General features: G+C 68.3%; 24 protein-coding genes. 13 read left to right on the top strand and 11 right to left on the bottom strand.

Going from position 1 to position 26,165, the window contains the following annotated elements:
- Positions 1 to 374: 374 nt before the first annotated feature.
- On the bottom strand, positions 375 to 800 hold the full coding sequence (locus MVF76_RS10530) for a rhodanese-like domain-containing protein (protein ID WP_297528880.1): 426 nt from the start codon (positions 798 to 800) through the stop codon (positions 375 to 377).
- Positions 801 to 896: 96 nt separating this feature from the next.
- Between MVF76_RS10530 and MVF76_RS10525 the strand changes: the two genes are divergently transcribed.
- The 4 genes from MVF76_RS10525 to MVF76_RS10510 all read left to right on the top strand — a co-directional run bounded on the left by MVF76_RS10525 (position 897) and on the right by MVF76_RS10510 (position 5,150).
- On the top strand, positions 897 to 1,706 hold the full coding sequence (locus MVF76_RS10525; RefSeq protein WP_297528878.1) for a tRNA 2-thiocytidine biosynthesis TtcA family protein: 810 nt from the start codon (positions 897 to 899) through the stop codon (positions 1,704 to 1,706).
- A 29-nt stretch (positions 1,707 to 1,735) separates the two neighbouring features.
- Positions 1,736 to 2,614: a lysophospholipid acyltransferase family protein gene (locus MVF76_RS10520; RefSeq protein ID WP_297528876.1), complete on the top strand. Its 879-nt coding sequence runs from the start codon at positions 1,736 to 1,738 to the stop codon at positions 2,612 to 2,614.
- A gap of 160 nt (positions 2,615 to 2,774) precedes the next feature.
- Positions 2,775 to 3,200 (top strand): rhodanese-like domain-containing protein, encoded by a 426-nt coding sequence (locus MVF76_RS10515; protein ID WP_297528874.1) that lies wholly within the window; start codon positions 2,775 to 2,777, stop codon positions 3,198 to 3,200.
- Between the two features lie 72 nt (positions 3,201 to 3,272).
- A complete protein-coding gene (locus MVF76_RS10510) occupies positions 3,273 to 5,150 on the top strand; it encodes a methyl-accepting chemotaxis protein (protein WP_297528872.1) in 1,878 nt (625 codons plus the stop codon).
- Between the two features lie 43 nt (positions 5,151 to 5,193).
- Here MVF76_RS10510 and MVF76_RS10505 read toward each other — a convergent pair whose 3' ends face one another.
- From MVF76_RS10505 to def, 9 genes are all read right to left on the bottom strand, one after another.
- A complete protein-coding gene (locus MVF76_RS10505; RefSeq protein ID WP_297528870.1) occupies positions 5,194 to 5,772 on the bottom strand; it encodes a class I SAM-dependent methyltransferase in 579 nt (192 codons plus the stop codon).
- On the bottom strand, positions 5,769 to 7,220 hold the full coding sequence (locus tag MVF76_RS10500; protein WP_297528869.1) for a TrkH family potassium uptake protein: 1,452 nt from the start codon (positions 7,218 to 7,220) through the stop codon (positions 5,769 to 5,771). The genes MVF76_RS10505 and MVF76_RS10500 overlap by 4 nt, the downstream gene beginning before the upstream one ends.
- An 11-nt stretch (positions 7,221 to 7,231) precedes the next feature.
- Entirely contained in the window at positions 7,232 to 8,605 is a 1,374-nt protein-coding gene (gene trkA / locus MVF76_RS10495) for a Trk system potassium transporter TrkA (protein WP_297528867.1), read from the bottom strand.
- 28 nt (positions 8,606 to 8,633) lie between these two features.
- Positions 8,634 to 10,004 (bottom strand): sigma-54-dependent transcriptional regulator, encoded by a 1,371-nt coding sequence (locus MVF76_RS10490; RefSeq protein ID WP_297528865.1) that lies wholly within the window; start codon positions 10,002 to 10,004, stop codon positions 8,634 to 8,636.
- 91 nt (positions 10,005 to 10,095) lie between these two features.
- Positions 10,096 to 12,258 (bottom strand): sensor histidine kinase NtrY-like, encoded by a 2,163-nt coding sequence (locus MVF76_RS10485; RefSeq protein ID WP_297528863.1) that lies wholly within the window; start codon positions 12,256 to 12,258, stop codon positions 10,096 to 10,098.
- A complete protein-coding gene (locus MVF76_RS10480; protein WP_297528861.1) occupies positions 12,240 to 12,839 on the bottom strand; it encodes a DUF4390 domain-containing protein in 600 nt (199 codons plus the stop codon). Before MVF76_RS10480 ends, MVF76_RS10485 begins: the two co-directional genes overlap by 19 nt.
- A complete protein-coding gene (gene rsmB, locus MVF76_RS10475; RefSeq protein ID WP_297528886.1) occupies positions 12,836 to 14,155 on the bottom strand; it encodes a 16S rRNA (cytosine(967)-C(5))-methyltransferase RsmB in 1,320 nt (439 codons plus the stop codon). The genes MVF76_RS10480 and rsmB overlap by 4 nt, the downstream gene beginning before the upstream one ends.
- Positions 14,149 to 15,093, bottom strand: a complete 945-nt coding sequence (gene fmt / locus MVF76_RS10470) for a methionyl-tRNA formyltransferase (protein ID WP_297528859.1) — start codon at positions 15,091 to 15,093, stop codon at positions 14,149 to 14,151. The genes rsmB and fmt overlap by 7 nt, the downstream gene beginning before the upstream one ends.
- A 72-nt stretch (positions 15,094 to 15,165) precedes the next feature.
- The gene (gene def, locus MVF76_RS10465) at positions 15,166 to 15,696 is read right to left on the bottom strand and encodes a peptide deformylase (protein WP_297528857.1); all 531 of its coding nucleotides are present in this window, start codon (positions 15,694 to 15,696) and stop codon (positions 15,166 to 15,168) included.
- Positions 15,697 to 15,870: 174 nt separating this feature from the next.
- On the opposite strand from def, the gene MVF76_RS10460 reads away from it, so the two are divergent.
- The 9 genes from MVF76_RS10460 (at position 15,871) to MVF76_RS10420 (ending at position 25,771) form a co-directional block, all read left to right on the top strand.
- On the top strand, positions 15,871 to 16,893 hold the full coding sequence (locus MVF76_RS10460) for a LysM peptidoglycan-binding domain-containing protein (RefSeq protein WP_297528855.1): 1,023 nt from the start codon (positions 15,871 to 15,873) through the stop codon (positions 16,891 to 16,893).
- Positions 16,894 to 16,936: 43 nt separating this feature from the next.
- The gene (gene dprA / locus MVF76_RS10455; protein WP_297528853.1) at positions 16,937 to 18,052 is read left to right on the top strand and encodes a DNA-processing protein DprA; all 1,116 of its coding nucleotides are present in this window, start codon (positions 16,937 to 16,939) and stop codon (positions 18,050 to 18,052) included.
- 1 nt (position 18,053) lies between these two features.
- Positions 18,054 to 18,533, top strand: coding sequence for a DUF494 family protein (locus tag MVF76_RS10450; RefSeq protein WP_297528851.1), 480 nt, complete (start codon positions 18,054 to 18,056; stop codon positions 18,531 to 18,533).
- Positions 18,534 to 18,646: 113 nt separating this feature from the next.
- Positions 18,647 to 20,950 (top strand): type I DNA topoisomerase, encoded by a 2,304-nt coding sequence (gene topA, locus MVF76_RS10445; RefSeq protein ID WP_297528849.1) that lies wholly within the window; start codon positions 18,647 to 18,649, stop codon positions 20,948 to 20,950.
- Positions 20,934 to 21,515 (top strand): L-threonylcarbamoyladenylate synthase, encoded by a 582-nt coding sequence (locus tag MVF76_RS10440; RefSeq protein WP_297528846.1) that lies wholly within the window; start codon positions 20,934 to 20,936, stop codon positions 21,513 to 21,515. Before topA ends, MVF76_RS10440 begins: the two co-directional genes overlap by 17 nt.
- 230 nt (positions 21,516 to 21,745) lie before the next feature.
- On the top strand, positions 21,746 to 22,783 hold the full coding sequence (locus MVF76_RS10435; RefSeq protein ID WP_297528844.1) for a GGDEF domain-containing protein: 1,038 nt from the start codon (positions 21,746 to 21,748) through the stop codon (positions 22,781 to 22,783).
- Between the two features lie 81 nt (positions 22,784 to 22,864).
- A complete protein-coding gene (gene hemF, locus MVF76_RS10430; RefSeq protein ID WP_297528842.1) occupies positions 22,865 to 23,776 on the top strand; it encodes an oxygen-dependent coproporphyrinogen oxidase in 912 nt (303 codons plus the stop codon).
- A 16-nt stretch (positions 23,777 to 23,792) separates the two neighbouring features.
- Positions 23,793 to 24,713 carry a hydrogen peroxide-inducible genes activator gene (locus MVF76_RS10425; protein WP_297528840.1) on the top strand — a complete coding sequence of 307 codons (921 nt, stop codon included), beginning with the start codon at positions 23,793 to 23,795 and terminating at the stop codon, positions 24,711 to 24,713.
- A complete protein-coding gene (locus MVF76_RS10420) occupies positions 24,713 to 25,771 on the top strand; it encodes an NnrS family protein (protein ID WP_297528838.1) in 1,059 nt (352 codons plus the stop codon). Before MVF76_RS10425 ends, MVF76_RS10420 begins: the two co-directional genes overlap by 1 nt.
- Before the next feature lie 9 nt (positions 25,772 to 25,780).
- Here the strand turns inward: MVF76_RS10420 and MVF76_RS10415 are convergent, their stop codons facing one another.
- Positions 25,781 to 26,104 (bottom strand): glycine zipper 2TM domain-containing protein, encoded by a 324-nt coding sequence (locus MVF76_RS10415; RefSeq protein WP_297528836.1) that lies wholly within the window; start codon positions 26,102 to 26,104, stop codon positions 25,781 to 25,783.
- Positions 26,105 to 26,165 lie beyond the last annotated feature (61 nt).

The raw sequence follows: 26,165 nt of genomic DNA, 5'->3' as shown, positions 1-26,165 counted from the left end.
AGTCCAGCGTGCCCTTGGTCGCAATGATCGACATCGCCGGAATCTGCGACTCCTCGATCGCCTCCAGCTTCGAAGGCAGCAGTTCGTCCAGCTTCTGGTTCAGCCACTGGTCCATCTGTTCGTTCGGGGTAACTTCAGACATGGATATCCTCCTCCTGGCCCGCACCTGCTCGTGCTGTTTGCCAATTTTCTCGGGGTCCCGGCCCACCCTGGCAGGGACCGGCTACCTTGGGTACAACGGAATGGGTTGGTTTTTTCCTTCTTCGGCCGAGCCCCGCAACCGATGCGGGATTTGGCCGGAATGGGCGACTATAAGGGGCGCGCGCGCGCGGCGTCAACGGCCGACCGACAGACAGCACGCGGCGTGCCCCTGCTCAGCACTGCTCCCACGGCAGACCGCGAAAACGCCAGCCACCCACGGAGCTGCGGTGATGATGCTCGTCGAGCTCGCCCTCGAAGCCCTCATCGACATGATAGACCTCGGAAAACCCGTTGCGAATCAGCTCCCTGCCAGCCTCGAGCGAGCGCTTGCCGCTGCGGCAGATGAGCACCACGGGGGCGCAGCCGGCATCATCCTCGTGGCAGATGCCACCCAGCACCAGCTTGCGCACCTGGGTCACGAACTGGGGATTCACGGTCCAGTCCGGCTCGTCGATCCAGGGCACGTGGACAGCGCCCACGGGATGCCCCACGAACAGGTACTCCATGTTGGAGCGGATGTCGACCAGCACCGCCCGGGGGTTCTTCTGGAGCAGTTCCCAGGCCGCCTGCGGCGTCAGACTCTTCACATCGTCCTGCATCGCATCCCTTCCCTGCGACCCGCCGGCCGCAATGATTCGCTGAATCCAGTATAGTCGCGGCTTGCCAGCGCCGGGGCGGCCCGCTAACGTGCGCCCATGGACGTGCGCCCTCCCAAGTCCCTGTTGCGCCCGGTAGGCCGGGCGATCGCCGACTACGACATGATCCGCGACGGCGACCGCATCCTGCTCGGCCTTTCCGGCGGCAAGGATTCGCTGTCGCTGCTGCACGTCCTGCGCCATCTGCAGCGCCACGCGCCGGTGCGCTTCGAGCTGGCGACCGCGACCGTCGACCCGCAGGTGGAAGGCTTCCATCCGCAGGCGCTGCGGCCCTATCTGGAGGCGCTGGGCGTCCCCCACTTCTTCTGCGAGGAACCCATCATGGAACGGGCGCTGACCCACATGAGCAAGGACTCCTACTGCAGCTGGTGCGCCCGGATGAAGCGCGGCACCCTGTACAGCCTTGCACGGCGCGAGGGCTGCAACGTACTGGCCCTGGGCCAGCATCTCGACGACCTGGCCGAGAGCTTCCTGATGTCCGCCTTTCACCAGGGGCGGCTGCAGACCATGAAGGCCCACTATCTCAACGATGCCGGCGATGTGCGCATCATCCGGCCCCTGGTCTACGTGCGCGAGCGCCAGCTGGCGGAATTTGCCGCCCGCTCGGAATTCCCGGTCATCCACGACAACTGCCCGGCCTGCTTCCGCATGCCCACCCGGCGCATGCACATGAAACAGCTGCTGGCCGAGGAAGAGAAGGGCAACCGGCAATTGTTTCCGGCGCTGCTTTCCGCAATGCGCCCCCTCATGGCAGAGGATTCGGCAAAAATCATTTCTGAAATCCCACCCATACCCCGAAAAGACAGGACAAGAGATCAGGCCGATAAGAATTCGGCCAGACTGGCCTGAAGTGGGATAGACAAGCCCACTTATTCCGAATGCGCGTGCTTCTGGTCAAAATCCTGCTGCGTTTCTGCGCCCTGATGCCACTGCGGGTGGATCATGCCATCGGCGCGCTGATCGGCAGCCTGCTCGCCTGGCTTCCGAATCCGCTGCGCCGGGTCAGCGAGCGCAACCTGGACCTCTGCCTGCCCGAACTGCCCGCCGCGGAACGCCGGCGACTGCTGCGCCAGAGCCTGGTGGAGACGGCCCGCACCGCGCTGGAAACGGGACCCCTGTGGCTCTGGCCGGCCGATCGCATCCGGCCGCTGATCGTGGAGGAAACCGGCACCGAGGCCATCGATGCCGCCCGCGCCGCCGGCCGCGGCGTGCTGCTGGCCGCGCCCCACCTGGGCAGCTGGGAACTGGCCGGCCATTTCGCGGCCTGGCGCTGGGGGGTGACCAGCCTGTACCGGCCGCCGCGGCTGGCCGGCCTGGAAGACCTGATGTGCCGGGGCCGCGAGCACCTGGGCGCGCGGCTGGTGCCGACCGATGCCCACGGGGTGCGCTCGCTGTACCAGACGTTGCGCGAGGGCGGTGTGGTCGCCATCCTGCCCGACCAGGAACCGGGCAGTGGGGGCGGCGTGTTCGCGCCCTTCTTCGGCATCGAGGCCTGGACCATGCTGCTGCTGTCGCGGCTGGCCCGCAAGACGGGCGCGGCGGTGTTCTTCGGCTACTGTGAGCGCCTGCCTGGCGGGCGCTACCGCATGCGCTTCCATCCCGCGCCCCCGGACATCGCCGACGCCGACCCGCGCACTGCCGCCAGCGCACTCAACCGGGGCGTGGCGGCCTGCGTCCGTGAATGTCCGGCCCAGTACGCCTGGTCCTATCGCCGCTTCCGCACCCGCCCGCCCGGCGAACCGCCCCTGTACGAATAGCGGCGCGACAAGCCCGTGCCCACGCCTCTCTTCCATCCCGGTGCCTAAAGCCCCGTTCCCTGCTGCCGTAAAAAGGCACAGATTCCCCGTGAATCAAATTGCCAGAAACACGAGGGTTTTCTGGGTTTTCCAACGTTGAACCGGAGCAAGAGGTGAGATCATGTTCTTCAAGAAGATTGGCGGTTTTCTCCTGGGTGGCTGGCTGATGGCCGCTGCGGCCCCGGCGCTGGCCGAAACCACGCCTGAAAACATCGAGGGCACGACGCGGATCACCGCGGAAGAGCTCATCGAACTGGCCTCCAGCAAGCCGGACCTGGTGATCATCGATGCCCGCAAGGCCAGCGATCACGAGAAGGGCCACATCGAGGGTTCGATCGGACTGCCGGACACCGAAACCAACGAGGCCTCGCTCGCCGCCCATATCCCCTCGAAGGACACGCCCGTGGTGTTCTACTGCAACGGCGTAAAGTGCGGCCGCAGCGTCAAGTCCGCCAAGATGGCCGTCGCCCTGGGCTACAGCGATGTCTACTGGTTCCGCGGCGGCTGGGCCGAGTGGACGGATAAGGGCTATCCCGTCGCCAAGTAGCCCGGGTCGGAGCGGGTGCGCTGGCGCCCGCTCCCTGCTCCAGCCGATCTTCTGAGACAGCAGGCAAGAACAATGCGTATCGAAAATCTTTCCATCAAGGGTGTGACGATCGGGCTTCTTGTGATGCTGGGCGCCGCCGCCATCCTCTTTTCGGCGCTCTCGGTGCCCCAGTATCGGGAAGCCGCCGTGAACTCGGGCTCGAGTACCCTGGCCCGGATTATCGAAATCGCCGCCCGCCGCAGTCTCGGCGATCTCGAGCAACTGGCCGTGGAACTGGGCGAGGGCGCGCAGCAGGAAAGGGCCTTCCGGCCGGCGGTCAGCCGCCTGGCCAGGAATCCCGATGACGGCGAGGCCAGAGCCAGCCTCAGGGGACTGCTGGACGAACAGTACCGGCAGCGCTTTGTCACCGCCAACCTCCTGTCCCTGTTGCAGCTTCGCCTGTACGACACCGACCTGCGGCCGCTGGTCGTGGCCGGCGCCGGCAATCCGGCGCTGGGCGGGAACGGCCTGCCGCCCGCCCTGCGCGAGCAGGCGGCCGCCCGCCGTGGCGCCCAGCGCCTGCAGACGCTGACCTACCTCTGGGACTCCCCGGCGGGTCCCGCCTTTTCCGTGCTGCTGCCCGTCGGCGGCCTGCGCCTGCTGGGCTATCTGGAGGTGGTCGTCGACCCGGCCTACAACCTGAAAGCGGTCGAGGACATGCTCCGGGCACCGCTGAGCATCGGGGCGCCCGGTGGCGAAACGCTCTACCGGAGCGATGCCTGGCGCGGCGACGCGGACGGCTATGTCCAGGTGGATTACCTGCTCCCCGCCAACGACGGATCGCCCCTGCTCAGGCTGTCCATCATGGAGAACATGGCGCAGCTCTACGCCGACGTGAACAAGACCGGCTGGAGCGTCATTCTGGAGACCGCGGCGGCCATGCTCGCCGGTCTGGGCCTTGCCCTGTACCTGCTGGGCCGCCACCTGTTTGCACCCATCCGCGCGCTGACCGACCACATGCAGCGCTGCGCCACGGGCGACCTGACGGTTCAGGTTGAAAGCAAGGGTCTGAAAGAGTGTAAGCTGCTCGGCGAGGCGCTGGCCAATCTCGTCGACAACCTGCGCAAGAACGTGAACGACATCTTCGGCAGCTCCACCCAGCTCGCCAGCGCGGCGGAGGAACTGGCAGCCATCACCGCGGAAACCGGGACCGCCGTGGACCGGCAACGGAGCGAAACGGAGGAAGCCTCCAACGCCATCAGCGAAATGACCGCCGCGGTCCAGGAAGTCGCCCAGGGCGCCGCCCGGGCGGCCGAGGAGGCCCGCACTGCCGACACCGAGGCCGCTCAGGGCAAGGACGTGGTGTCCGGTACCGCCACCGCCATCCAGGCGCTGGCCAGCGAGGTGGACAACGCCTCGGAGGTCATCCGCAAGCTGGAGAGCGACAGCGAGCAGATCAACCAGATCCTGGACGTCATCCGCGGCATTGCCGAACAGACCAACCTGCTGGCCCTGAACGCGGCCATCGAAGCGGCCCGCGCCGGCGAACAGGGACGTGGCTTCGCCGTGGTGGCCGACGAGGTCCGTTCGCTGGCCAACCGCACCCAGGAATCCACCCAGGAGATCCAGTCCATGATCGAACGGCTCCAGGCGGGCGCCGTCGACGCCGTGGAGGTCATGGCCAAGGGCAGCGAACTGGCCAACGAAAGCGTGCAGATGGCCAACAAGGCCGGCGAGGCGCTGGACCGCATCACCCGTGCGGTGGACGTCATCAACAACATGAACACCCAGATCGCCGCCGCCGCCGAGGAGCAGAGCGCCGTCGCCGTGGAGATCGACCGGAATGTCGCCAACATCCGCCAGATCGCCAGCACCACCGCCGACGGCACCACGCAGACGGCCAGTGCCAGCGACGAGCTGGCGCGGCTGGCGACCCAACTGCAACAGATGGTGTCGCACTTCAGGCTCTGACCCGCAAGAGGCCCTGCATCGCAGGGCCTCTTGCCTTTTTCATTCAGCCCGTGCGTTCGCCCACCAGCATGGCGCGATCCCGCCAGCCGCGCCCGGTGTCGCCCAGCCAGCCTTCCTCGCGATAGACGCGCAGGCACAGGGGGCGGAACAGTTCGAGCAGCTCGTTCGGGGCCAGCCGGTAATCGGGATTGCGCGGGCCCGCGTCACCGACCCGCTCGCGGGTAAAGGTCTGGTAGAACAGCAGGCCGCCGGCGCGCAGGGCCTCGATCAGTGCCGGCGCCAGTGCGCGCTCCAGAAAGTGGCTGACCACGATCACGTCGAAGGCCTCGGGGGGCGGCGGGTCGGCGACCACATCCCGCACCTGCGCCTGTATCGGCAGCCCCCGCGCTGCGGCCTCGGCGTGCAGCGCTCCGATGGCCACCGGCGACAGGTCCCAGGCATGGGTCTCCAGCCCGGCCGCCGCCAGCAGCAGGGCATTGCCGCCGCGGCCGCAGGCGAGATCCAGTGCCATGCCGCGGGCGGGGAGGAGGTGACGGTTCTGGCGCAACACATCGGCAGCGGCGGGCGCGCCCCCGGCCGTGGCGTGGCGCCGGTCCCAGGTCTCGCGCCGCTCCTCGTTCATCGGCGCCAGAAGGCCGGAGTGAGCAGGACCAGCAGAGTGAAGATCTCCAGCCGCCCGAGCAGCATGGCGAAACTCAGCACCCATTTGGACAGGTCATTCAGATCGGCATAGTGGAACCCCACTTCGCCGAGTCCGGGGCCGAGGTTGTTGATGCAGGCAGCCACGGCGGAGAAGGCGGTGACCTGGTCCAGTCCGGTCGCCATCAGGATCAGCATCATCACCGCGAAGGCCGCGATGTAGGTGGCGAAGAAGCCCCACACCGCGTCCATCACCGCGTCCGGCATGGGCTTGTTGTTCACCTTGACCGGAATCTGTGCACTGGGGTGGACCAGCCGGCGCACCTCGCGCGCGCCCTGCTTGACCAGCAGCAGAAACCGGATGACCTTCATGCCGCCGCCGGTGGAGCCGGCACAGCCGCCGATGAAACTGATGAACAGCAGCAGCACCGGCAGAAAGCCCGGCCAGACATGATAGGCCGTGGTGGTAAAGCCGGTGGTGGTGCCGATGGAGACCACCTGGAAGATGCCGTGATGCAGGGTATCGCTCCAGTCATCGAAGGTCTCCGTGTACGCGAGATAGGCCACGGTGATCAGTGCGGCCCCGCCCAGTACCGCGAAATAGGTACGCACCTCAGAATCGGCCGCGTAGGGCCGCAGGCTGAGCGCGCGCCAGGCAGTGAAGTGCAGCGCGAAATTGATGCCCGACAGCAGCATGAAGACCACCGCCACCGTCTCTATGAGCTGGTTCTGAAAATACCCGATGCTCAGATCATGGGTGGAGAAACCGCCGATGGCCACGGTCGAGAAGCTGTGCGCAATGGCATCGAAGGGCTCCATGCCGGCCAGCCAGTAGGCCAGCGCGCAAGCGACGGTCAGGCTGAGATAGATGTACCAGAGCGCCTTCGCCGTCTCGGTGATGCGCGGCGTGAGCTTGGAATCCTTCATCGGCCCCGGTGTCTCCGCGCGATACAGCTGCATGCCGCCGATGCCGAGCATGGGCAGTACCGCAACTGCCAGCACGATGATGCCCATGCCGCCCAGCCACTGCAGCTCCTGGCGATAGAACAGGATGGAAGGCGGCAGATGATCGATCCCGGTGATCACGGTGGCGCCGGTGGTGGTCAGCCCCGACAATGACTCGAACACCGAGTCGGTCAGCGACATGTGCGGGTTCTCGCTGAGCGCAAAGGGCACGGCGCCCACCAGACCCAGCACTGCCCAGAACAGGACCACCACCAGGAAGCCGTCGCGCAACCGCAGCTCGCGCTGATGCCTGCGCACCGGCAGCCAGAAGATCAGACCTGCCAGAAGAATGAGGCCAAAGGCATCGAGGAAAGGCGCCGCCGAGCCGTCGTCGTAGACAAGGGATACGACCACCGGCGGCAGCATGGTGCTGCTGAACAGGATCAGCAGCAAACCCAGGATGCGCTGGATGGCAACTAGCTGCACGTGCAGTCGCCTCAGAGAAAGAATACGCCAACCTGAAACAGGCGCTCGACGTCCGGAATGCGACTCTTGTCCACCAGAAACAGGATCACGTGGTCGCCTGTCTCGATCACGGTATCGTGATGGGCGGCAAGCACCTTGTCGCCCCGCACGATGGCGCCGATGGTCGTGCCCGGCGGCAGGTCGATCTCGTCGATGCGCCGACCCACCACTTTCGAGGTCCGGCCATCCCCGTGGGCAACCGCCTCTATGGCCTCGGCTGCGCCACGACGCAGGGAATGCACCGCCACCACATCGCCGCGCCGGACATGTGCCAGCAGGCTGCCGATGGTCGCCTGTTGCGGAGACAACGCGATGTCGATGACGTCACTCTGTACCAGATCCACGTAGGCAGCGCGATTGATCAGCGACATCACCCGTCGGGCACCCAGGCGCTTGGCCAGCATGCCCGAAAGTATGTTCGCCTCCTCGTCGTTGGTGAGCGCACAGAACACGTCCGTGTTCTCTATGTTCTCTTCCAGCAGCAACTCCTCGTCGGCGGCGTCGCCCAGCAGCACAATGGCGCGATCGAGCCGCTCCGAGAGCATGCGCGCCCGTTCGGGATCGCGCTCTATGAGTTTGACCTGGCACCGGTCCTCCAGCGCCTGTGCGAGACGCAGGCCGATGTTGCCGCCACCGGCCAGGATGACCCGCCGTACCGGCTTGTCGACTTCGCGCAGTTCGGCCATGACCTCGCGAATGTGCTCGCGGGCGGCAACGAAAAAGACCTCGTCATCGACCTCGATGATAGTGTCTCCCTCGGGAATGATGGGCCGTCCGCGGCGGAAGATGGCTGCCACCCGCACCTCGATACCGGGCATGTGCTCGCCCAGCGACCGGAGCTGATGCCCGACCAGCGGCCCGCCATGGTAGGCGCGCACCGCGACCAGCTGCACGCGGCCACCGGCGAAGTCCAGCACCTGCAGGGCGCCGGGATGCTCGATCAGGTGTTCCACATATTCGGTGACCAGCTCCTCCGGGCTGATCAGCACGTCGATGGGCAGGGCCTCCTGGCTGAACAGCCGGCTGTGCTCCAGATACTCCGCGGCGCGCACGCGGGCAATCTTGGTCGGCGTATGGAACAGGGTATAGGCCACCTGGCAGGCGACCATGTTCACTTCGTCACTGTTGGTCACCGCGATCACCATGTCCGCATCCTCGGCGCCGGCCTGCAGCAGCACGTCCGGGTGCGCGGCATGTCCGTTGACCGTGCCGATGTCGAGGCGATCCTGCAGTTCCCGCAGCAGACGGGCGTCCTGGTCGACCACGGTGATGTCGTTGAACTCGCTGGCGAGGTTGTGCGCCACCGACGCACCGACCTGGCCTGCCCCCAGAATGATGATCTTCATGGCTCTGTTCCCTTGCCCGCGAAAGGCGTCAGTCGGCCGCGCGCTTGACGTCTATGCCCAGCGCCTTGAGCTTGCGGTAGAGATGCGTGCGTTCCATGCCGACGCGCTTGGCCAGCTTGCCGACACTGCCGCCGGCCTCGCGAAGCTGCTGTTCCAGATAGACCTTCTCGAACTGCTCCCGCGCCTCGCGCAGCGGCAGATCCAGCGGCACTCCGGACAGCACCGCCTCCGGCGGCAGCGCGTCTGCGGAGCGGATGGCGGCGTCGACCTCGGGGACATCTATTTCCTCGCCGCTGCCGAGGATCAGCAGACGCTGAACCAGGTTCTTCAGCTCCCGCACATTGCCGGGCCAGGCATAGTTGCGCAGACGGTTCTGGGCCGCGACCGTGAAGCGCCGGTAGGGCAGATGCTCGCGGTCGACGAAATAGTCGACATAGTAGTTGAGCAGGTCGGGCACGTCCTCGCAGTGCTCGGCGAGCGCGGGCACGTGCAGGGGCACCACGTTGAGATGGTAGTAGAGGTCCTCGCGGAAACGGCCCGCAGCGACCTCCTGTTCCAGGTCACGGCTGGTGGCGGCGATGATGCGCAGGTCGACCTCGACCGGTTCGGCACTGCCGATGCGGGTGAAGCTCCGCGTCTCCAGCACGCTCAGCAGCCGCGCCTGGGTCTGGTCGTCCATGTCGGCGATGTCATCGAGATAGAGGGTGCCGCCGTTGGCCTGTTCGAACTTGCCGTAATGCAAGCGCCCGTCCTCCTCGCTGCCGAACAGTTCGGCCGCCGAGGTCTGCTGCGACATGGAGCCCACCCCGACTTCAACGAAGGGACCATCGCGGCGGCTGCTGTGGGTGTGGAGGAAGCGTGCCATGGTCTTCTTGCCGCTACCCGGGTCACCGGAAATCAGCACCCAGGTATCGTGGGCAGCGACCCGCAGTACCTGCTCGCGCAGCCGTTGCATCAGCTCCGAGCGCCCCACCGGTTCCGGCGGCACGTCCGCCTGCTGGCGGAGACCGACGTTCTCCCGCGACAGCCGGTCGGCTTCCAGCGCACGCTCCACGGTGAGCAGCAGCTTGGCCAGAGAAATGGGTTTTTCGATGAAATCGTAGGCGCCGAGACGGGTGGCCTCGACCGCGGTCTCGACCGTGCCGTGGCCGGACATGACGATCACGGGGCAGGGCAGGCCGCCGCCCTCGGACCATTCACGGAGCAGGGTGATGCCGTCGACGTCCTCCATCCAGATGTCGAGCAGGATGAGATCGGGGCGACGCTGCCGACGTGCCTGACGCGCGGCCTGGCCGTTTTCCGCCACCGTCACCTCGTAACCCTCGTCCTCGAGGATTTCCTTGACCAGGTTGCGGATGTCGGGTTCGTCGTCGACGACCAGGATGTGGGCGGCAGGCATCAGTTGTTGGCAGCTTGTCCGGTTCCGGCGGTTCCGGTTCCGTCCAGTATACTGCCGCCGTGCCGGCCAAGGCCACCGGCGTGGATGAAGGCTACACCCGCAGCCGCACCCGTACGTAGGCGCCACCGCTGGCACGGTTGCCGACGTGGATGGAACCGCCGTGTTCCTCGACGATCTTCTTGACGATGGCCAGCCCCAGCCCGGTACCCCGGGGCTTGGTGGTGACATAGGGTTCGAACAGCTTGTCCAGCATGGCCTCGTCGAATCCCGGCCCGTTGTCGGCCACCGACAGGTCGACGAAGCGCGCACCCTCGGCTTCCTGCACCCGGGTACTGATGCGGATCTCGGCATCCTCGCGGCCGCCTGCCGCCTCGCGCGCATTCTTGATCAGGTTGTGCAGCAGCTGGCGCAGGCGGTTGGCATCGGCCTCGATCGCGGGCAGGGGGTCGAGATCCAGGCGCACCGCCACCGCCGGGCGCATGCCCTGGTAGAGTTCGACCACCTCCCGTACCAGCGCATTCAGATCCACCTGGCCGCTGACCATCTGCGGCGGCCGGGCGTATTCGGAGAAGGCGTTGACCATCTCCTTCATGGCCTCGACCTGGGCAACGATGGTATGGGTGGCGCGGTCCAGCACCTCGCCCTCGGAGGGTTCCATGCGTGGCAGATACTTGCGACGCAGGCGCTCGGCCGAGAGCTGTATGGGGGTGAGCGGATTCTTGATCTCGTGCGCCAGCCGCCGCGCCACCTCGCCCCAGGCGGCATCGCGCTGCGCCTGCAGCAACGCGGTGATGTCGTCGAACACCATCACCAGCCCGCCAGGCCGGTCGCCACCCCCGGGCAGGCGGGCGCCGCGCGCAATCAGCACCTGGCGACCGCGGGGGCCGAACAGGATGATCTCCTCGTCCCACTGGCCGGACGGCTCGCCCAGATGATCGACCACGGCATCCACCAGCGGGCGCAGGAAGGGATGGCGCGCCAGCACCTGGTTGAGATCCTGGCCCACCGCCTCGCCCAGCGGCACGCCGAGAATGCTGCTGGCCGCGCCGTTGACGGTCCGCAGGTGCAGGTCGGGCGACAGGCTGATGACGCCGGAGGACAACGAACCCAGCAGGGTCTCGAGATAGGCGCGCTGGCCCTCGACCTGGCGCTGGCTGCGCCGCGCCTCGTCCCGCGCCAGGGCCAGGCGCCGGGTCATGACGTTGAAGGACTGCACCAGGAAGCCGAGCTCGTCGTTGCTGGCGGCAGCCAGTTGCTTGCTGTAGTCGCCGTCGGCCACCGCGCGCGTGCCCTCGGCCAGTTCGCGGATCGGCGCCACCAGCTTGCGTGCGGCATGGAAGGCGCCCCAGACCGCGGACAGCAGGCTGAGCGCCAGCACCACGGACAGGGTGAGGGTGTAACTCTGCTTCAGCGGCTTGCGCAGGTAGGCGAGTTCCTTGTAGCGCGCATAGGCCTCCTGCACGCTGTCGGCCTTCTCGCCGAGCCGTTCCGGGATCTCGTACAAGGCCTGCAGGATGCGTGGCTCGTCCGTGGGCCGCCTGGCCGGCACCGGCACCACGGCACGCGCGCGCAGGCCCGCTTCCCCCGCGGGATCGAGGCCCACGTAGGGCTGCCCCTGGCGCAGTTGCAGCAATACCGCCTCACCCGGCCGGTCCGGCACGATGCGGGTGGGATCCACCGAGCTGGAGGCGATGATGCGGCCGTTGGTGCCAATCAGGGTGAGTTCCAGGGCCGCCGAACGTACCCGCAGGTCGTAGAGGCTGAGGGGGGCCAGCGGCGAGGGTACCTCGGTGAGTTCATCGGCAAGCGCCTGAGTCTTGTGCAGCAGGTCGCGCAGCCGCACATCGAAGGCCGCGCGGCTGAGGTCCAGCGCGTCCTCCAGCGATTTCTCGATGCGCACGTCGAACCAGCTGTCGATGCCGCGATGCAGGAACTGCAGCGAGAAGTAGTAGACGACCGACACCGGGAGCACGGCGATGATGACGAACATGGCTACCAGCCGGGCCGTGAGCCGGGCGCCCGGGGCACGGCCGCGGTACTGGCGTACCAGCCAGAACAGGTTGCTGCCGATCAGCACCGTGAGCACGATCAGGCCTGCCGCATTGGTGAGCAGCAGCAGGGCGTACAGCCGCCCGAAACGCTCCGAATTGTGCGTGGCATCGCTCATGAATGTCAGCGACACCAGCAGCAGGGCGAACAGCACCAACATCGGCCACAGGCCGCGGCCGAATCGGGTCAGGGTGCGAGCGGCCATGTGTACCAGTCGCTGTCCAGCCACCAGTTGCGGCTGACATAGGCCACCACCTGCATGGGCGAGGGCAGGGATTCGATGTCCAGCCGGGCGCGGATGCCGGCCTCGTAGGGCACGCCCGGCTCCAGCAGGGCCTGGTCGATCAGCGGCAGGCCGCGCACCGAGCCGATGTGATAGAGGGCATCGCCCGGACTGGCGAAACTGTGCTGGCCGGCGGTGTTGAGATGACGCACGACGTAGCGGTTGCTCAGGGCGTGGTAGCGCAGCTGGTAGCGCTGCACCAGCGTGGCCACCGTTTCGTCCCACAGCCATTCCCGGGGACGCCGAATGCGCAGGTCGATCTCGAATACCAGCGGCACGCCGTTGACCAGCGCCTCGCGCACCGGATCATTGAGTTCGAACGCAATGTTGGCATCCACCCGGTACACGCCCTCGACCAGGTGCGCCTCGGCATTGATGACCCGGAACTCGCCCCCGGACCAGGCGCCGGGGCTGGCGAGCAGGGTCATGGCCATCAGCAGCACAAGCAGCCCGGCCAGGGCAGGGGGCCGTCCGCCGGTCGATGCGCTGATGCTAGCCGTCATGATTCCCTTTCGAGGCGTGCGTAGTAGAAGCCGTCGTGACCCGGCGGCAGGCCCTGCCCCGGCAGCAGCTGCCAGCCCTGCGCCACCTCGACCTCGGCAGCCTGCCCGATCGGCCGGACCCGCGCCCCGGGCGTGCGCTCGAGGAACGCGGTCAGCTGGCAGTCGTTCTCGGCTCGCAGGGTGGAACAGGTTGCGTACAGAAGCATACCGCCTGGTGCCAGCAACGGCCACAGGGCATCGAGCATGGCGGCCTGCGTCGTGGCAAGGGCTTCGATGTCCGAGGCGCGACGCAGCCATTTGATATCCGGGTGGCGCCGAATCACACCGGTGGCGGAGCAGGGCGCATCGAGCAGGATGCGGTCGAAGGGCTGCCCGTCCCACCAGTCGCCGGGCTGCGCCGCATCCCCTTGCATGCAGTCGGCGGCCAGCCCCAGCCGTTGCAGGTTGTCGCGCACACGCCCCAGCCGCCCGGCGTCGACATCCAGCGCCACCAGTGCCGCCAGCCCCGGTTCGCGCTCGGCGATGTGCGCCGTCTTGCCGCCCGGCGCGGCGCAGGCATCGAGCACCCGCTGTCCCGGCCCCGGCTCCAGCAGCTCGGCGGCCCACTGGGCGGCGGCGTCCTGCACCGATACCTCGCCCTCGGCAAAGCCCGGCAGTTCGGCCACCGGCAACGGCCGGGCCAGCTGCACCGCGTCCGGCCCGGGGAGCGCGCGCGCCTCGATGCCGGCCGCGACCAGCCGCGCGAGGTATTCGTCCCGCGCCATGCGCCGGCGGTTGACCCTCAGCACCATGGGCGGACGGGCGTTGTTGGCCGCTGCGATCCCTTCGGCGAGCGCCGCGCCCCAGTCGCGGCGCCAGGCCTCGAGCAGCCAGTCCGGGTGCGACAGGCGCACGCCGGGATCGTCGTCCAGCGTCTCGAGCCGCGTACCCGCCGCGCGCTGGGCGGTGCGCAACACCCCGTTGACCAGGCCGCGGGCCCAGCGCTTTGACGCCGGCACGGCCGCCACCGTCTCGTTGACAGCGGCATGGGCCGGGGTGTCGAGATACAGCAATTGATACAGCCCGACCAGCAGCAGCGCGCGCAGATCGCTGTCCTTGCGCTTGAGCGGCTTGTCCAGAAAGGTGTCGAGCAGGGCGTCGAGACGGCGGTACCAGCGCAGCGTGCCATAGGCGAGTTCCTGCGCCAGGCCGCGATCGCGCACGGGCAGGGCGTCCAGCAGGGGCGGGAGGCAGTCGCTGAGCGAGCGCCCCTGTTCGAACACCGCGCGCACGGCACGGGCGGCCGCGGCACGCGGCTTGCGCGCGGCGGCTACGATGCCGCGCCCTCCACGCCGAGGCGCTCGCCGACGGGCCGCTGGGCATTGGCAAGGTCGCCCCCGCTGATGCGCCGGCCGCCCGGGAGCTGCACCTGGGTCAGCCGCAGCACGCCCTCGCCGGTGGCGACGTCGACGCCCTCGCGGCCGGCGGCGATTACAGTGCCGGGCGCAGCGTCCGCGCGCTCGGCCAGCCGCTGTGCCCGCCACACCCGCAGCGGCTGGCCGCGAAACAGGGTCTGGGCAACCGGCCAGGGATTGAAGGCATTCACCTGGCGCAGCAATGCAGCGGCATCGCGGCGCCAGTCCAGGGGCGCCTCGGACTTGTCGAGCTTCTCGGCGTAGGTGACCCCGTCCTCGGGCTGGGGCACGGGGACCAGCCGGCCGGCCGCGAGGTCATCCAGATGCGATGCCAGCAGCTCCGCGCCCAGCCGTGCCAGCCGGTCGTGCAGCTCGCCGGCGGTGTCCTGCTCGCCGATCGGACAGCGTACGCTGGCCAGCATGGGGCCGGTGTCGAGCCCCGCCTCCATCTGCATCAGGGTGACGCCCGTTTCCGGGTCGCCGGCAAGGATGGCCCGCTGGATGGGCGCGGCACCGCGCCAGCGCGGCAGCAGCGAGGCATGCAGGTTCACGCACCCGCGGGGCGGCAGGTCCAGCACCGCCTGCGGCAGGATCAGCCCGTAGGCCACCACCACCATCAGGTCGGGCCGGTATTCGGCGAGCCTCGCCTGGGCGTCGGGATCGCGCAGGCTTGCCGGCTGTGCCACCGGCAGCCCCAGCTCGGTGGCCAGCGCCTTGACCGGGCTCGGGCGCAACTTGCGGCCCCGGCCGGCGGGGCGGTCCGGCTGGGTATAGACCGCCACCGTTTCGTGGGGGCTGGCGGCGAGGGCGGCCAGGGTGGGCACGGCGAAGTCCGGCGTGCCGGCGAAGACGATGCGCATGGAACCCCTTTCCCGAGTGGCTCTGGATGGGCTGGCAAGGATACCCGGATCGAGGCGCCTGCGGTACGCGGATCAGATGACGGGTTCGGGCTGGCGGGCGGCCGGGGCCAGCCTGCGGCCCTTTTCCAGCTTCTTGCGGATGCGCTGGCGCTTGAGGCTGGAGAGATAGTCGACGAACAGCTTGCCGTCCAGATGGTCGATCTCGTGCTGGATGCAGACCGCCAGCAGGCCGTCGGCCTCCAGCTCGAAAGGCTGCCCGTCGCGGCCCAGTGCCCGCACCCGGATCCACTCGGCGCGCTGCACCCGGTCGTAGATGCCGGGCACCGAGAGACAGCCTTCCTCCATCTCCTCCTCGCCGCGGCGCTCGAGGATCTCGGGGTTGATGAAGACCCGCGGCTCGCTGCGATCCTCGCTGACGTCGCAGACCAGCAGCCGCTTGTGGACATTGACCTGGGTCGCGGCCAGCCCGATGCCGGGGGCCTCGTACATGGTCTCGAACATGTCGTCGATCAGCGCGCGCAGGCTGTCGTCGACCTCGGCCACCGGCTCGGCCACGGTGCGCAGCCGCGGATCGGGGAAATGGAGGATTTCGAGCTTGGCCATGTGCGGTCCGTCACAAACGTCTTTAAAGGGTCTACATATATTGCTAAAGTAACTCGCTAACGTAGCGATAATACGGGAATTGAAGCGCCAATTTCCACTATACGCCGGCTGGGGGAATTGGAGGGCGCCGCACCGGAGGCCCTGATCCGGGGCCGCACGAGAAAAGGGACGACCATGGCCAAGAAACTGCTCGGAATGCTCGCTGCCATCTGCCTGATGGGGATCGCCTGGGCGCAGGACATCGCCCTCAACCCCAAGCACCCGGACCGCTATGTGGTGGTCCCCGGCGACACCCTGTGGGACATCTCGGCGCGCTTCCTGCGCGACCCCTGGCTGTGGCCCGAGGTCTGGTACGTCAACCCGCAGATCGAGAACCCCCACCTCATCTATCCCGGCGATGTCATTACCCTGGTCTATGTCGATGGCAAGCCGCAGCTGCGGTTGCAGCGCGGCGGCATCGTGAAGCTCTCGCCACGGGTGCGCTCGACGCCGCTGGGCGAGGCCATCCCCACCATCCCGGTGGATGCCATCCGCCAGTTCCTCAGCCAGCCGCTGGTGGTCGAGGATGACGAACTGGAGAAGGCGCCCTACGTGCTGCAGAGCGCCGACGAGCACCTGGTCACGGGTGCCGGCGACCGCGTCTACGTGCGCGGCATTGCCGACGACACCTACGCCCGCTATCAGCTGTTCCGGGCCGGCCGCGACTATGTCGACCCCGATACCGGCGAATTCCTCGGCAAGGAAGCGATCTATCTCGGCGACGGCACGGTACAGCGCTACGGGGATCCGGCCACGGTGGCGCTCACCCGCACCACCCGCGAGATCAACAGCGGCGACCGCCTGATGCCGGTGGTCAGTGAGGAGATCCACACCACCTTCATGCCCCATGCGCCGGCCGCCGAGGTCAAGGGCCGCATCATTGCGGTCCACGACGGCGTCACCCAGATCGGCCAGTACCAGGTGGTGGTGATCAACCGCGGCCAGCGAGACGGCATGGAAGTCGGCCACGTGCTGCGTATCTGGCAGACCGGCGAAACCGTCCCCGACCGGATCGGCGGGGGTGGCGAAGAGGTCAAGCTGCCGGACGAGGACGCCGGCCTGCTGATGGTGTTCCGTACCTTCGACAAGGTGAGCTACGCGCTGGTGATGGAAGCCACGCGGCCCATCCACGTGCTGGACACCGTCACCAACCCCTGAACCACGGACCCCCGACGGGCCGCAGGGAGGCGGCCCCGGAGCCATGACTGCCCAGGATCCCCAGGACCCGGATCGACTCCGCCTCTGGCTGAGCCTGCTGCGTGCCCCAGGGCTCGGCCCGGCGCGCATCAACGCCGCGCTGGCCGAGGGCAGGGATCCGGACCGACTGGTCGCCGAACCGCCGTCCGAATGGCCGGACAGCGCCCGCGACTTCCTGCGCCACCCCGACGCCGCCGCCCTGGATGCGGACCTGGAGTGGGCCGCGGGCCCGGACCGCCACATCCTCACCCTCGAGCACCCCGCCTACCCGCGCCTGATGGCGGAGATCCCCGACCCGCCGCCGCTGTTGTTCGTGCAGGGCGATCCGGCCGTGCTCGGCCGGCTGCAGCTGGCCATGGTCGGCAGCCGCAATCCCACCGAGGGCGGGGCGCGCACGGCGCGCGACTTCGCCGCCTTTCTGGCCCGGGCCGGCCTGGTGATCACCAGTGGCCTAGCACTGGGCATCGACGCCGCCGCCCACGAGGGCGCGCTGGCCGCCGGCCGGCCCACGGTGGCGGTCACCGGTACCGGCCTCGACCGTGTCTATCCCGCCCGCCACCACCCGCTGGCCCATGCCATCGCGGCACAGGGCGCACTGGTGTCCGAATTTCCCACCGGAACCCCGCCACGACCGGAGAACTTCCCCCGCCGCAACCGCATCATCAGCGGCCTGTCGCTGGGAGTGCTGGTGGTCGAGGCCGCGGTCCGCTCCGGCTCGCTGATCACCGCCCGGCTGGCCGCCGAGCAGGGCCGCGAGGTATTCGCCATCCCCGGCTCCATCCACAACCCGCTGGCGCGCGGCTGCCATGCCCTGATCCGGCAGGGCGCCAAGCTGGTGGAAACCGCCGCCGACGTGCTCGAGGAACTGGGGCCGCTGGCCGGTGTCGCAGCCGAAACCGGGGCTGCCGAGCCCACCGAGGCCGCGCCGCCGGCGCTCGACGCCGACCACCTGGGGCTGCTGGAAAGCCTTGGCTGGGACGCGGTTTCGGTCGACGAACTGGTCCGGCGCAGCGGATTGACGGCGGAAGCCGTTTCCTCCATGCTCCTGATCCTGGAGCTGGAAGGGTACGTGGTGCCGGCCCCCGGCGGACGCTATGCGCGCACCGACAAGCGAGGTTGAAATGAAGGAAAGCATGCTCGACGTGCTGATGTATCTGTTTGAAAACTATTACATGGATGAAGAGTACGAGCTGAACCCGGACCGCGAATCGCTGCACGTGGAGCTGCTGGAAGCGGGCTTCGCCCCGGCCGAGATCAACAAGGCCTTCGACTGGCTGGAGGGCCTGATCCGGATGCGCGACAGCGGCACGGCCACGGTTCAGACGGCGCACGCCATCCGCCTGTATACCGATCGCGAGGCGGTGCGTCTCGATCTCGAGATGCAGGGTTTCCTCATCTTCCTCGAACAGATGGGCATCCTCACGCCGGCCAGCCGCGAGCTGGTGATCGACCGGGTGATGGCACTGGAGACCGACGACTTCGACATCGAGCAGCTGAAGTGGATCGTGCTCATGGTGCTGTTCAACCAGCCCGGCCAGGAGGCTGCCTATGCCTGGATGGAGGACTACGTCTTCGACGATCTTCCCGGCAGGCTCCACTGAACACACCCGACGGCGGCACACGCCGTCGCATTCCAGATTGAACCGCCCGAGAGGGCCGTGACCGGCCGCCGCGCCGGCATGCCGAACCCGGAAACGCCCCCCGGAACACCCCCATGAGCAAGCACCTGGTCATCGTGGAATCGCCGGCCAAGGCCAAGACCATCAAGAAGTACCTGGGCAAGGACTTCGAGGTCATGGCCTCCTATGGACACGTCCGCGACCTGGTGCCCAAGGGCGGCGCCGTCGATCCCGAGCACGGCTTCGCCATGAAGTACCAGGTGATCGAGAAGAACGCCCGCCATGTGGATGCCATCGCCAAGGCGATGAAGAAGGCCGATGCCCTATATCTGGCCACCGACCCGGACCGCGAGGGCGAGGCCATCTCCTGGCACCTGTACGAGATCCTCAAGGAACGCGGCGTGCTCAAGGACAAGCCCGTGTACCGGGTGGTGTTCCATGAAATCACCAAGCGCGCCATCCAGGAGGCCATCGAACATCCGCGCGAACTGTCCATGGACCTGGTGAACGCGCAGCAGGCGCGGCGCGCGCTGGACTATCTGGTCGGCTTCAACCTGTCACCGCTGCTGTGGAAGAAGATCCGCCGCGGCCTGTCGGCGGGCCGGGTACAGAGCCCGGCGCTGCGCATGATCGTCGAGCGCGAGGAGGAGATCGAACGCTTCAAGCCGCGCGAATACTGGACCATCGATGCCGATGTGGAAAAGGGCGCGCAACCCTTCAGCGCCCGGCTGACGCAGTATGAAGGCAAGAAGATCACCCAGTTCTCGGTCACCAGGGGCGAGCAGGCGCACGAGATCGAAAAGGCCCTGCTGGCCGCAGCCGACGGCGAGCTGGTGGTCGAAAAGGTCGAGAAGAAGAGCCGCAAGCGCAACCCCTCGGCGCCCTTCACCACCTCCACCCTGCAGCAGGAGGCCTCGCGCAAGCTGGGTTTCTCCGCCAGCCGCACCATGCGCGTCGCCCAGCAGCTCTATGAAGGTATCGACATCGGCGAGGGCTCGGTCGGCCTGATCACCTACATGCGTACCGACTCGGTGAATCTCGCCCAGGAGGCGGTGGAGGAGCTGCGCGAACTCATCGTCCGGCGCTTCGGCAAGGAGGATCTGCCGGACAAGCCGCGCCAGTTCAAGACCAAGGCCAAGAACGCCCAGGAGGCACACGAGGCCGTACGCCCCACCTCGGCGCTGCGCGCGCCCGAGGAGATCAGGAGCCACCTCAGCAGCGACCAGTTCAGGCTCTACGACCTGATCTGGAAGCGCACCGTCGCCAGCCAGATGATCCATGCCACCGTTCATACCGTGGGCGTGGACTTCGCCGCCGGCGAGGGCAACCGCTTGCGCGCCACCGGCTCGACCATCGCCAACCCCGGCTTCATGAAGGTCTACCAGGAGAGCGTGGACGACGGCAAGGGCGAGGGCGACGAGCGCCTGCTGCCGCCGATGGCGGCCGGCGACCGGGTGAAACTGCTGGCCATCCGCCCCGAACAGCACTTCACCGAGCCGCCGCCACGCTACACCGAGGCCAGCCTGGTCAAGTCGCTGGAGGAACACGGCATCGGCCGGCCCTCGACCTATGCGACCATCATCTCCACACTGCTGGCGCGCGAATACGTCACCCTGGAGAAGCGGCGCTTCCAGCCGACCGATGTCGGCCGCATCGTCAGCCATTTCCTCACCGACCACTTCACCCGCTACGTCGACTACGACTTCACCGCACGGCTGGAGGACGACCTCGACGAGATCGCCCGCGGCGAGCGCGAGTGGATCCCGCTGCTGGAGTCCTTCTGGAAGCCGTTCAGCAAGCTGGTCAAGGAAAAGGAGGAGAGCGTCTCGCGCCAGGACGTGACCACCGAGGCCATGGACGAGGCCTGCCCCAAGTGCGGCAAGCCGTTGCAGATCAAGCTGGGACGGCGCGGGCGCTTCGTCGGCTGCTCCGGCTATCCCGAGTGCGACTACACTCGCAACCTGGGCGAGACGGCGGAATCCGCGGAACCCGAGGTCGTGGAGGGCCGCAAGTGTCCCGAGTGCGGTTCCGACCTCATCATCCGCAGCGGCCGCTATGGCAAGTTCATCGGCTGCTCCAGCTACCCCGACTGCAAGCACATCGAGCCGCTGGAGAAGCCCGAGGATACCGGGGTCAAGTGCCCCGAGTGCGGCAAGGGCACCATGCTCAAGCGCAAGTCGCGCAACGGCAAGATCTTCTATTCCTGTTCCACCTATCCTGAATGCAAGTACGCGGTCTGGAACCAGCCGCTGGACGAGCCCTGCCCGAGCTGCGGCTGGCCCATGCTGACCCTCAAGACCACCAAGCGTCGCGGCACCGAGAAGGTCTGTCCGCAGAAGGACTGCAAGTTCAGCGAGCCGGTGGAGACCGACGCGGATGCCGATGCCGCCAGCGGCTGAGTCCTCCGCCGTGCGCCCCTGGCCGCTGCGCCAGGCACGGCGCCTGCTGCTCGCGGGCGGCGTGATCGCCTATCCCACCGAGGCCGTCTGGGGCCTGGGCTGCGATCCCTTCGATCCGGTCGCCGTTGCCCGCCTGCTCGCCCTCAAGGGACGTACTGCCGACAAGGGCCTGATCCTGATCAGCGACCGCCTCGAGCGCGTCGAACCTCTGCTCGCACCCTTGCCTGCGGCGCGCCGCAAGGCGGTGCTCGCCACCTGGCCCGGTCCCCACACCTGGCTGTGGCCGGCGCAGGACTGGGTGCCGGACTGGCTCACCGGCGGCCGACCGACGCTGGCCGTGCGGGTCACCGCCCATCCCCTGGCCGCCGCCCTCTGTGCCGTGGCCGGCCGCCCTCTGGTCTCCACCAGCGCCAACCCCTCCGGCCACCGGCCTGCGCGCAGCGCCCTGAAATGCATGAAATATTTTGAGGGGCAACTGGATGGCGTCCTGCACGGCCGGTTGGGCGGACTCGACCGTCCGACAACCATCCGCGACGCCCTCTCCGGTGCCCTGCTGCGCCGCTGACCGCCGCGATGGCGATGGCACGATCCCTGCTTTCCATCCCGGACTGACAAAAAGTGACGGCAAGCCGGCGCGGAGGCATAGACCGGCAGGCCGTTCCGTGCACCCCGCCCCCGCGCGCGGCTTCCGCATGACAGCGGACAGTCCGGCGCCTCGGGCGGCCGCAACCGGGGCCGGCGGTGCCAGCCCGCCTACCGCACCAAGGCGGAAGCGGGCCAAAGGGAGCCATGAGGATGCAATACCACGAGAGCAGCGAGCAGGCGGCGGAGTTCGTGCGCCTGGCCCTGCCGCTGATGTCGCGCAACCGGATTCCGGCCACGCCGCCGCACTTCACGGTCTGGTACGAATACGTCAGCGGCCGCAACGGCGAACTGCGGCAACAGATCGATCACGCGCTGGAAACCCGGCGGCCGCTGGACGCCGAATTTTCCCGGCGCCTGTTCGAGGAATTCATCGAGGGCCCGGAGCGCCGCGCCATCGAGCAGATGCGCATCGAGGTTCGTGATCTGGTCGCCTCGGTGCTCGAGCAACTGAGCAGTTCGGGCGATCAGGCCCACCGCTACGAGAACGTGCTGCGCGACTACACCCGGCGCCTCGCCGAACAGATGGGACCGGAGGAATTCCGTACGCTGGTCGGCGAGTTCCTCAACGAGACCCGCGCCATGCAGGCCGCCAACCGCATGCTGCAGGAACGCCTCGACCAGACCAATGCCGAACTCGCCACCCTGCGCCACGAACTCGAGGCGGCCCGCCACGAGGCAGCGCTGGATGCACTCACCGGCATCGCCAATCGCAAGGCGTTCGATGCCGCCCTGCAACGCGAGATGCAGCGTGCGGGCGAAGACGCGGGCCCCCTGTGCCTGATCATCGCCGACATCGACCATTTCAAACGCGTCAACGACCGCTTCGGCCACCTGACCGGAGACACCATCCTGCGACTGGTCGCCGAGATTCTGCGCGACGGCATCAAGGGCCAGGACCTGGTCGCCCGCTTCGGGGGCGAGGAGTTCGCCCTGCTGCTGCCGCGTACGCCCATCGCCGGTGCGCTGGCCGTGGCCGAGCAGCTTCGTGCCCGGGTGCAGCAGCAGCGGCTGCGCAAGAAGGATTCCGGCGAGCCGCTGGGGCCGGTCACCCTGTCGCTGGGCGTCGCCGAGTGGCGGCCGGAGGACGATGCGGAATCCTTCATCGCCCGCGCCGATGCCGCGCTCTATCACGCCAAGCGCATGGGCCGCAATCGGGTGACCCTGGAACATCAGGTGCCGGCTGCCTAGCCCGGTCGCTCCCGCTCCGGCGTCGGCATGCCGCCGCGCGGCTGGTATAGTGCCAACGGATTCGCCGCCGGACGGAGTGCCATGCCGAACGACATGCTCGAACAGGTACAGACCTATCTGCTGGAGCTGCAGGACCGTATCACCGATGCCCTCGCCGCCGTGGACGGTGGCGAGGGATTCCGCGAGGATCGCTGGACGCGCCCCGAAGGTGGCGGCGGCCGCTCGCGGGTGCTGGAAGAAGGGCCGGTGTTCGAGAAGGCCGGCATCAACTTCTCGCATGTGCATGGCGAGAACTTGCCGCCCTCGGCCACCGCCCACCGCCCGGAACTGGCGGGACGCAGCTTCCACGCCACCGGCGTGTCGCTGGTCATTCATCCGCGCAATCCCTATGTGCCCACCTCGCACGCCAACGTGCGCTTCTTCATCGCCGAAAAGCCGGGCGCGGAACCGGTGTGGTGGTTCGGCGGCGGCTTCGACCTGACGCCTTATTACGGTTTCGAGACCGACGCCGAACACTGGCACCGCATCGCCAGCGAGGCCTGCAAGCCGTTCGGCAACGAGGTCTACCCGCGCTTCAAGCGCTGGTGCGACGAGTATTTCTTCCTGAAGCACCGTAACGAGCCGCGCGGTATCGGCGGCCTGTTCTTCGACGACCTCAACCAGTGGGGCTTCGAGCGCTGCTTCGCCTTCATGAGATCGGTCGGTGACCACTACCTGCCGGCCTACCAGCCCATCGTCGAGCGCCGGCGCGACACCCCTTACGGCGAGCGCGAACGCGAATTCCAGCTCTATCGTCGTGGCCGCTACGTCGAGTTCAACCTGGTCTATGACCGCGGCACCCTGTTCGGCCTGCAGTCCGGCGGCCGCACCGAGTCCATCCTGATGTCGCTCCCGCCGCTGGTGAGCTGGAAGTACGACTGGCATCCGGAACCCGGCAGCGAGGAGGCGCGCCTGTACGAGGTATTCCTCAAGCCGCGCGACTGGCTGGGCTGAACCCTGCGGGGGCGGCATGACCCTCACCGAACTCCGCTATATCGTCGCCCTGGCCCGCACCCGCCATTTCGGGCGCGCGGCGGAGGCCTGCTTCGTCAGCCAGCCGACCCTCTCGGTCGCGGTGCGCAAGCTGGAATCGGAACTGGGCGTGGCACTGTTCGAACGCCGGCGCCAGGAGGCCGTGCCCACCCCGGCCGGGGCGCGCATCGTGGAGCAGGCCCAGCGGGTGCTGGAGGAGGCCGAGCGCATTCGCCTGTTCGCGGATGAAAGCCGCGATCCACTGGTCGGTCCGCTGCGGCTGGGCGCCATCTATACCATCGGCCCCTATGTGCTGCCCCAGCTCATCCCCGCGTTGCACGAACGTGCCCCGCAGATGCCGCTGGTGATCGAGGAAGGCTACACCGCCCAGCTCTCGGAGCGGCTGCGCCTCGGCGAACTGGACGCCATCCTGATCGCGCTGCCATTCGAGGCACCGGGGCTGGTCACGCTGCCGCTCTACCACGAACCCTTCATGGTGGTCGTGCCTGCCGACCACCCCTGGCGGGCGCGCGAGGCCATCGATCCGGCCGAGCTCGCCAGCGAACCCCTGCTGATGCTGGGGCAGGGCCACTGCTTCCGCGATCAGGTGCTGGACGCCTGCCCGGCCTGCGCCGCGCGACTGGAGCAGGGGCCGCTGGGACAGACGGTCGCCGGCACTTCGCTGGAAACGCTGCGCCACATGGTCGCCAGCGGGCTGGGTATCACGGTGCTGCCCTGCAGCGCGGTGGGGGCGGAACGCTACGCCCAGCGCCTGCTGGTCACGCGCCGGTTCCGCGAGCCCGCGCCCGGCCGGCGGGTGGCGCTGGCCTGGCGCAAGTCCTTCCCCCGGCCGGGGGCCATCGACGCCCTGCGCGAGGCACTGATGTCCGGCCTGTCCAGTTGCCTGAAACCGGTCTGATGAGCATGGCACCCTGGCGGCTGCTGTTTCCGCTCGCCGCGCTGGGTGGCGGACTGGCGCCGGTGATCTGGCTGGCGGGTCCGCTTCCCGTCCATCTGGACGCGCGCTGGCACGGACATGAGATGCTGTTCGGCTTCGCCGGCGCCGTGATCGGGGGCTTTCTGGTCAATGGCTGCACGCCCGGGCTCGCGCCCGCGCTGGCCCTGAGCTGGCTGCTGGCGCGCGCGGCCGCCCTGTGTGCCCCGTCCGTGCCCGTGGCACTGGCCGGGCTGGCTTATCCGTTGCTGCTGGCCGGCCTCGCCGGCCTGCCCCTGTGGCGCTCGGCGCGCCGCCTGCGCAACCGGTTTCCGCCGCTGGTACTGGCGGGCCTCGTAGTGCTGGATGCGCTCTGGTGGGAGGGACGCCTGGAAGGCGATGTGGCGATGCAGGACCGCAGCCTGTTCGCAACGCTGTCGGTGCTGGCACTGCTGTTGCTGGTCATGGGCGGACGGGCCCTGCACACGGCTGTTGCCGGGGCGCTGGACCGCGCCGGACTGTCTCGTTCCGGCTTGCGTGCTGCGTCGCTGGAACCGCTGCTGGGACCACTGCTGCTGGCGGCGACGGCATGTCTGGCGGTCGGTCGGTCCGATTGGGCGAGCGGGCCACTGCTGCTCGCCGGGGGACTGGCCCTGTGGCGCCTGCCCTGGGCACACGCACCCCGGCTGGCGGCTGATTCGCGGCTGGCGACGCTGGCGGCGGGCCAGTGCTGGGTCGGCGTCGGACTGCTGCTGGCCGCGGGCAGCGCATGGCTCGAAACCGGGATGGCCATCGCCGCCTGGCACGGACTCGCGCTGGGTGCGCTGGGCACCCTGACGCTGGTGATGATGGCGCGTACTGCGGCGCTGCGGGTGCGGCGTCCGCTGACGCGCTTCACGGACATGGCCCTGGCCACCGCCCTGGTGGCGGTGGCCACCATCGCCCGGCTCGCAGCGCCGGTCGCCGGCGAAGCGGCACCGTGGCTTGCCGCGAGCGGCTGGGCGCTGGCCTGCCTGCTGCTCCTGCGCCGCCTGCTCGGCTGAAGCGGCGGCTCACTTCCACTTGTGCGGCTTGCCGTTCTTCACATGCCCCGGCGGGGTACGCCAGGCATGCGCGGGCGGGCCGCCCTTGCCGCCGACACCGACCTCGACCCGGCTGCCGGCCGAACCCCCGGACGCCTCGTCCGAGGTCGCAACCGCGGTGCCGACCGCCGCGCCCACGGCCGCCCCGGCAATGGCACCGTCGCGCCCGCCCAGCTCCGAGCCCACCACGGCACCGCCCACCGCGCCACCGATGGCGGCATCGGTGTCGACTGCGCACACAGGCCCGGCGGCGACCAGCGCCAGCCCCAGAACTGCAGGAATCGCGTACTTCATGAACAACCTCCCCGGGTTTGGATCTCGGGAGGTCAGCGTCCGCTGCCCGCCCTGGCTTGGG

The organism is Thiohalobacter sp. (assembly GCF_027000115.1).
In the GTDB taxonomy this organism is placed as follows: Bacteria; Pseudomonadota; Gammaproteobacteria; order Thiohalobacterales; family Thiohalobacteraceae; genus JALTON01.
The sequence above is the reverse complement of the archived record's forward strand: the minus strand, read 5'-3'. Positions and strand labels throughout refer to the sequence as shown.

Coding starts and splice junctions, on each gene's coding strand:
- MVF76_RS10530 (WP_297528880.1), bottom strand. CDS start 800: ATGCAGGACGATGTGAAGAGTCTGACGCCGCAGGCGGCCTGGGAACTG.
- MVF76_RS10525 (WP_297528878.1), top strand. CDS start 897: ATGGACGTGCGCCCTCCCAAGTCCCTGTTGCGCCCGGTAGGCCGGGCG.
- MVF76_RS10520 (WP_297528876.1), top strand. CDS start 1,736: ATGCGCGTGCTTCTGGTCAAAATCCTGCTGCGTTTCTGCGCCCTGATG.
- MVF76_RS10515 (WP_297528874.1), top strand. CDS start 2,775: ATGTTCTTCAAGAAGATTGGCGGTTTTCTCCTGGGTGGCTGGCTGATG.
- MVF76_RS10510 (WP_297528872.1), top strand. CDS start 3,273: ATGCGTATCGAAAATCTTTCCATCAAGGGTGTGACGATCGGGCTTCTT.
- MVF76_RS10505 (WP_297528870.1), bottom strand. CDS start 5,772: ATGAACGAGGAGCGGCGCGAGACCTGGGACCGGCGCCACGCCACGGCC.
- trkA (WP_297528867.1), bottom strand. CDS start 8,605: ATGAAGATCATCATTCTGGGGGCAGGCCAGGTCGGTGCGTCGGTGGCG.
- MVF76_RS10490 (WP_297528865.1), bottom strand. CDS start 10,004: ATGCCTGCCGCCCACATCCTGGTCGTCGACGACGAACCCGACATCCGC.
- MVF76_RS10485 (WP_297528863.1), bottom strand. CDS start 12,258: ATGGCCGCTCGCACCCTGACCCGATTCGGCCGCGGCCTGTGGCCGATG.
- MVF76_RS10480 (WP_297528861.1), bottom strand. CDS start 12,839: ATGACGGCTAGCATCAGCGCATCGACCGGCGGACGGCCCCCTGCCCTG.
- fmt (WP_297528859.1), bottom strand. CDS start 15,093: ATGCGCATCGTCTTCGCCGGCACGCCGGACTTCGCCGTGCCCACCCTG.
- def (WP_297528857.1), bottom strand. CDS start 15,696: ATGGCCAAGCTCGAAATCCTCCATTTCCCCGATCCGCGGCTGCGCACC.
- MVF76_RS10460 (WP_297528855.1), top strand. CDS start 15,871: ATGGCCAAGAAACTGCTCGGAATGCTCGCTGCCATCTGCCTGATGGGG.
- dprA (WP_297528853.1), top strand. CDS start 16,937: ATGACTGCCCAGGATCCCCAGGACCCGGATCGACTCCGCCTCTGGCTG.
- MVF76_RS10450 (WP_297528851.1), top strand. CDS start 18,054: ATGAAGGAAAGCATGCTCGACGTGCTGATGTATCTGTTTGAAAACTAT.
- topA (WP_297528849.1), top strand. CDS start 18,647: ATGAGCAAGCACCTGGTCATCGTGGAATCGCCGGCCAAGGCCAAGACC.
- MVF76_RS10440 (WP_297528846.1), top strand. CDS start 20,934: ATGCCGCCAGCGGCTGAGTCCTCCGCCGTGCGCCCCTGGCCGCTGCGC.
- MVF76_RS10435 (WP_297528844.1), top strand. CDS start 21,746: ATGCAATACCACGAGAGCAGCGAGCAGGCGGCGGAGTTCGTGCGCCTG.
- hemF (WP_297528842.1), top strand. CDS start 22,865: ATGCCGAACGACATGCTCGAACAGGTACAGACCTATCTGCTGGAGCTG.
- MVF76_RS10425 (WP_297528840.1), top strand. CDS start 23,793: ATGACCCTCACCGAACTCCGCTATATCGTCGCCCTGGCCCGCACCCGC.
- MVF76_RS10420 (WP_297528838.1), top strand. CDS start 24,713: ATGAGCATGGCACCCTGGCGGCTGCTGTTTCCGCTCGCCGCGCTGGGT.
- MVF76_RS10415 (WP_297528836.1), bottom strand. CDS start 26,104: ATGAAGTACGCGATTCCTGCAGTTCTGGGGCTGGCGCTGGTCGCCGCC.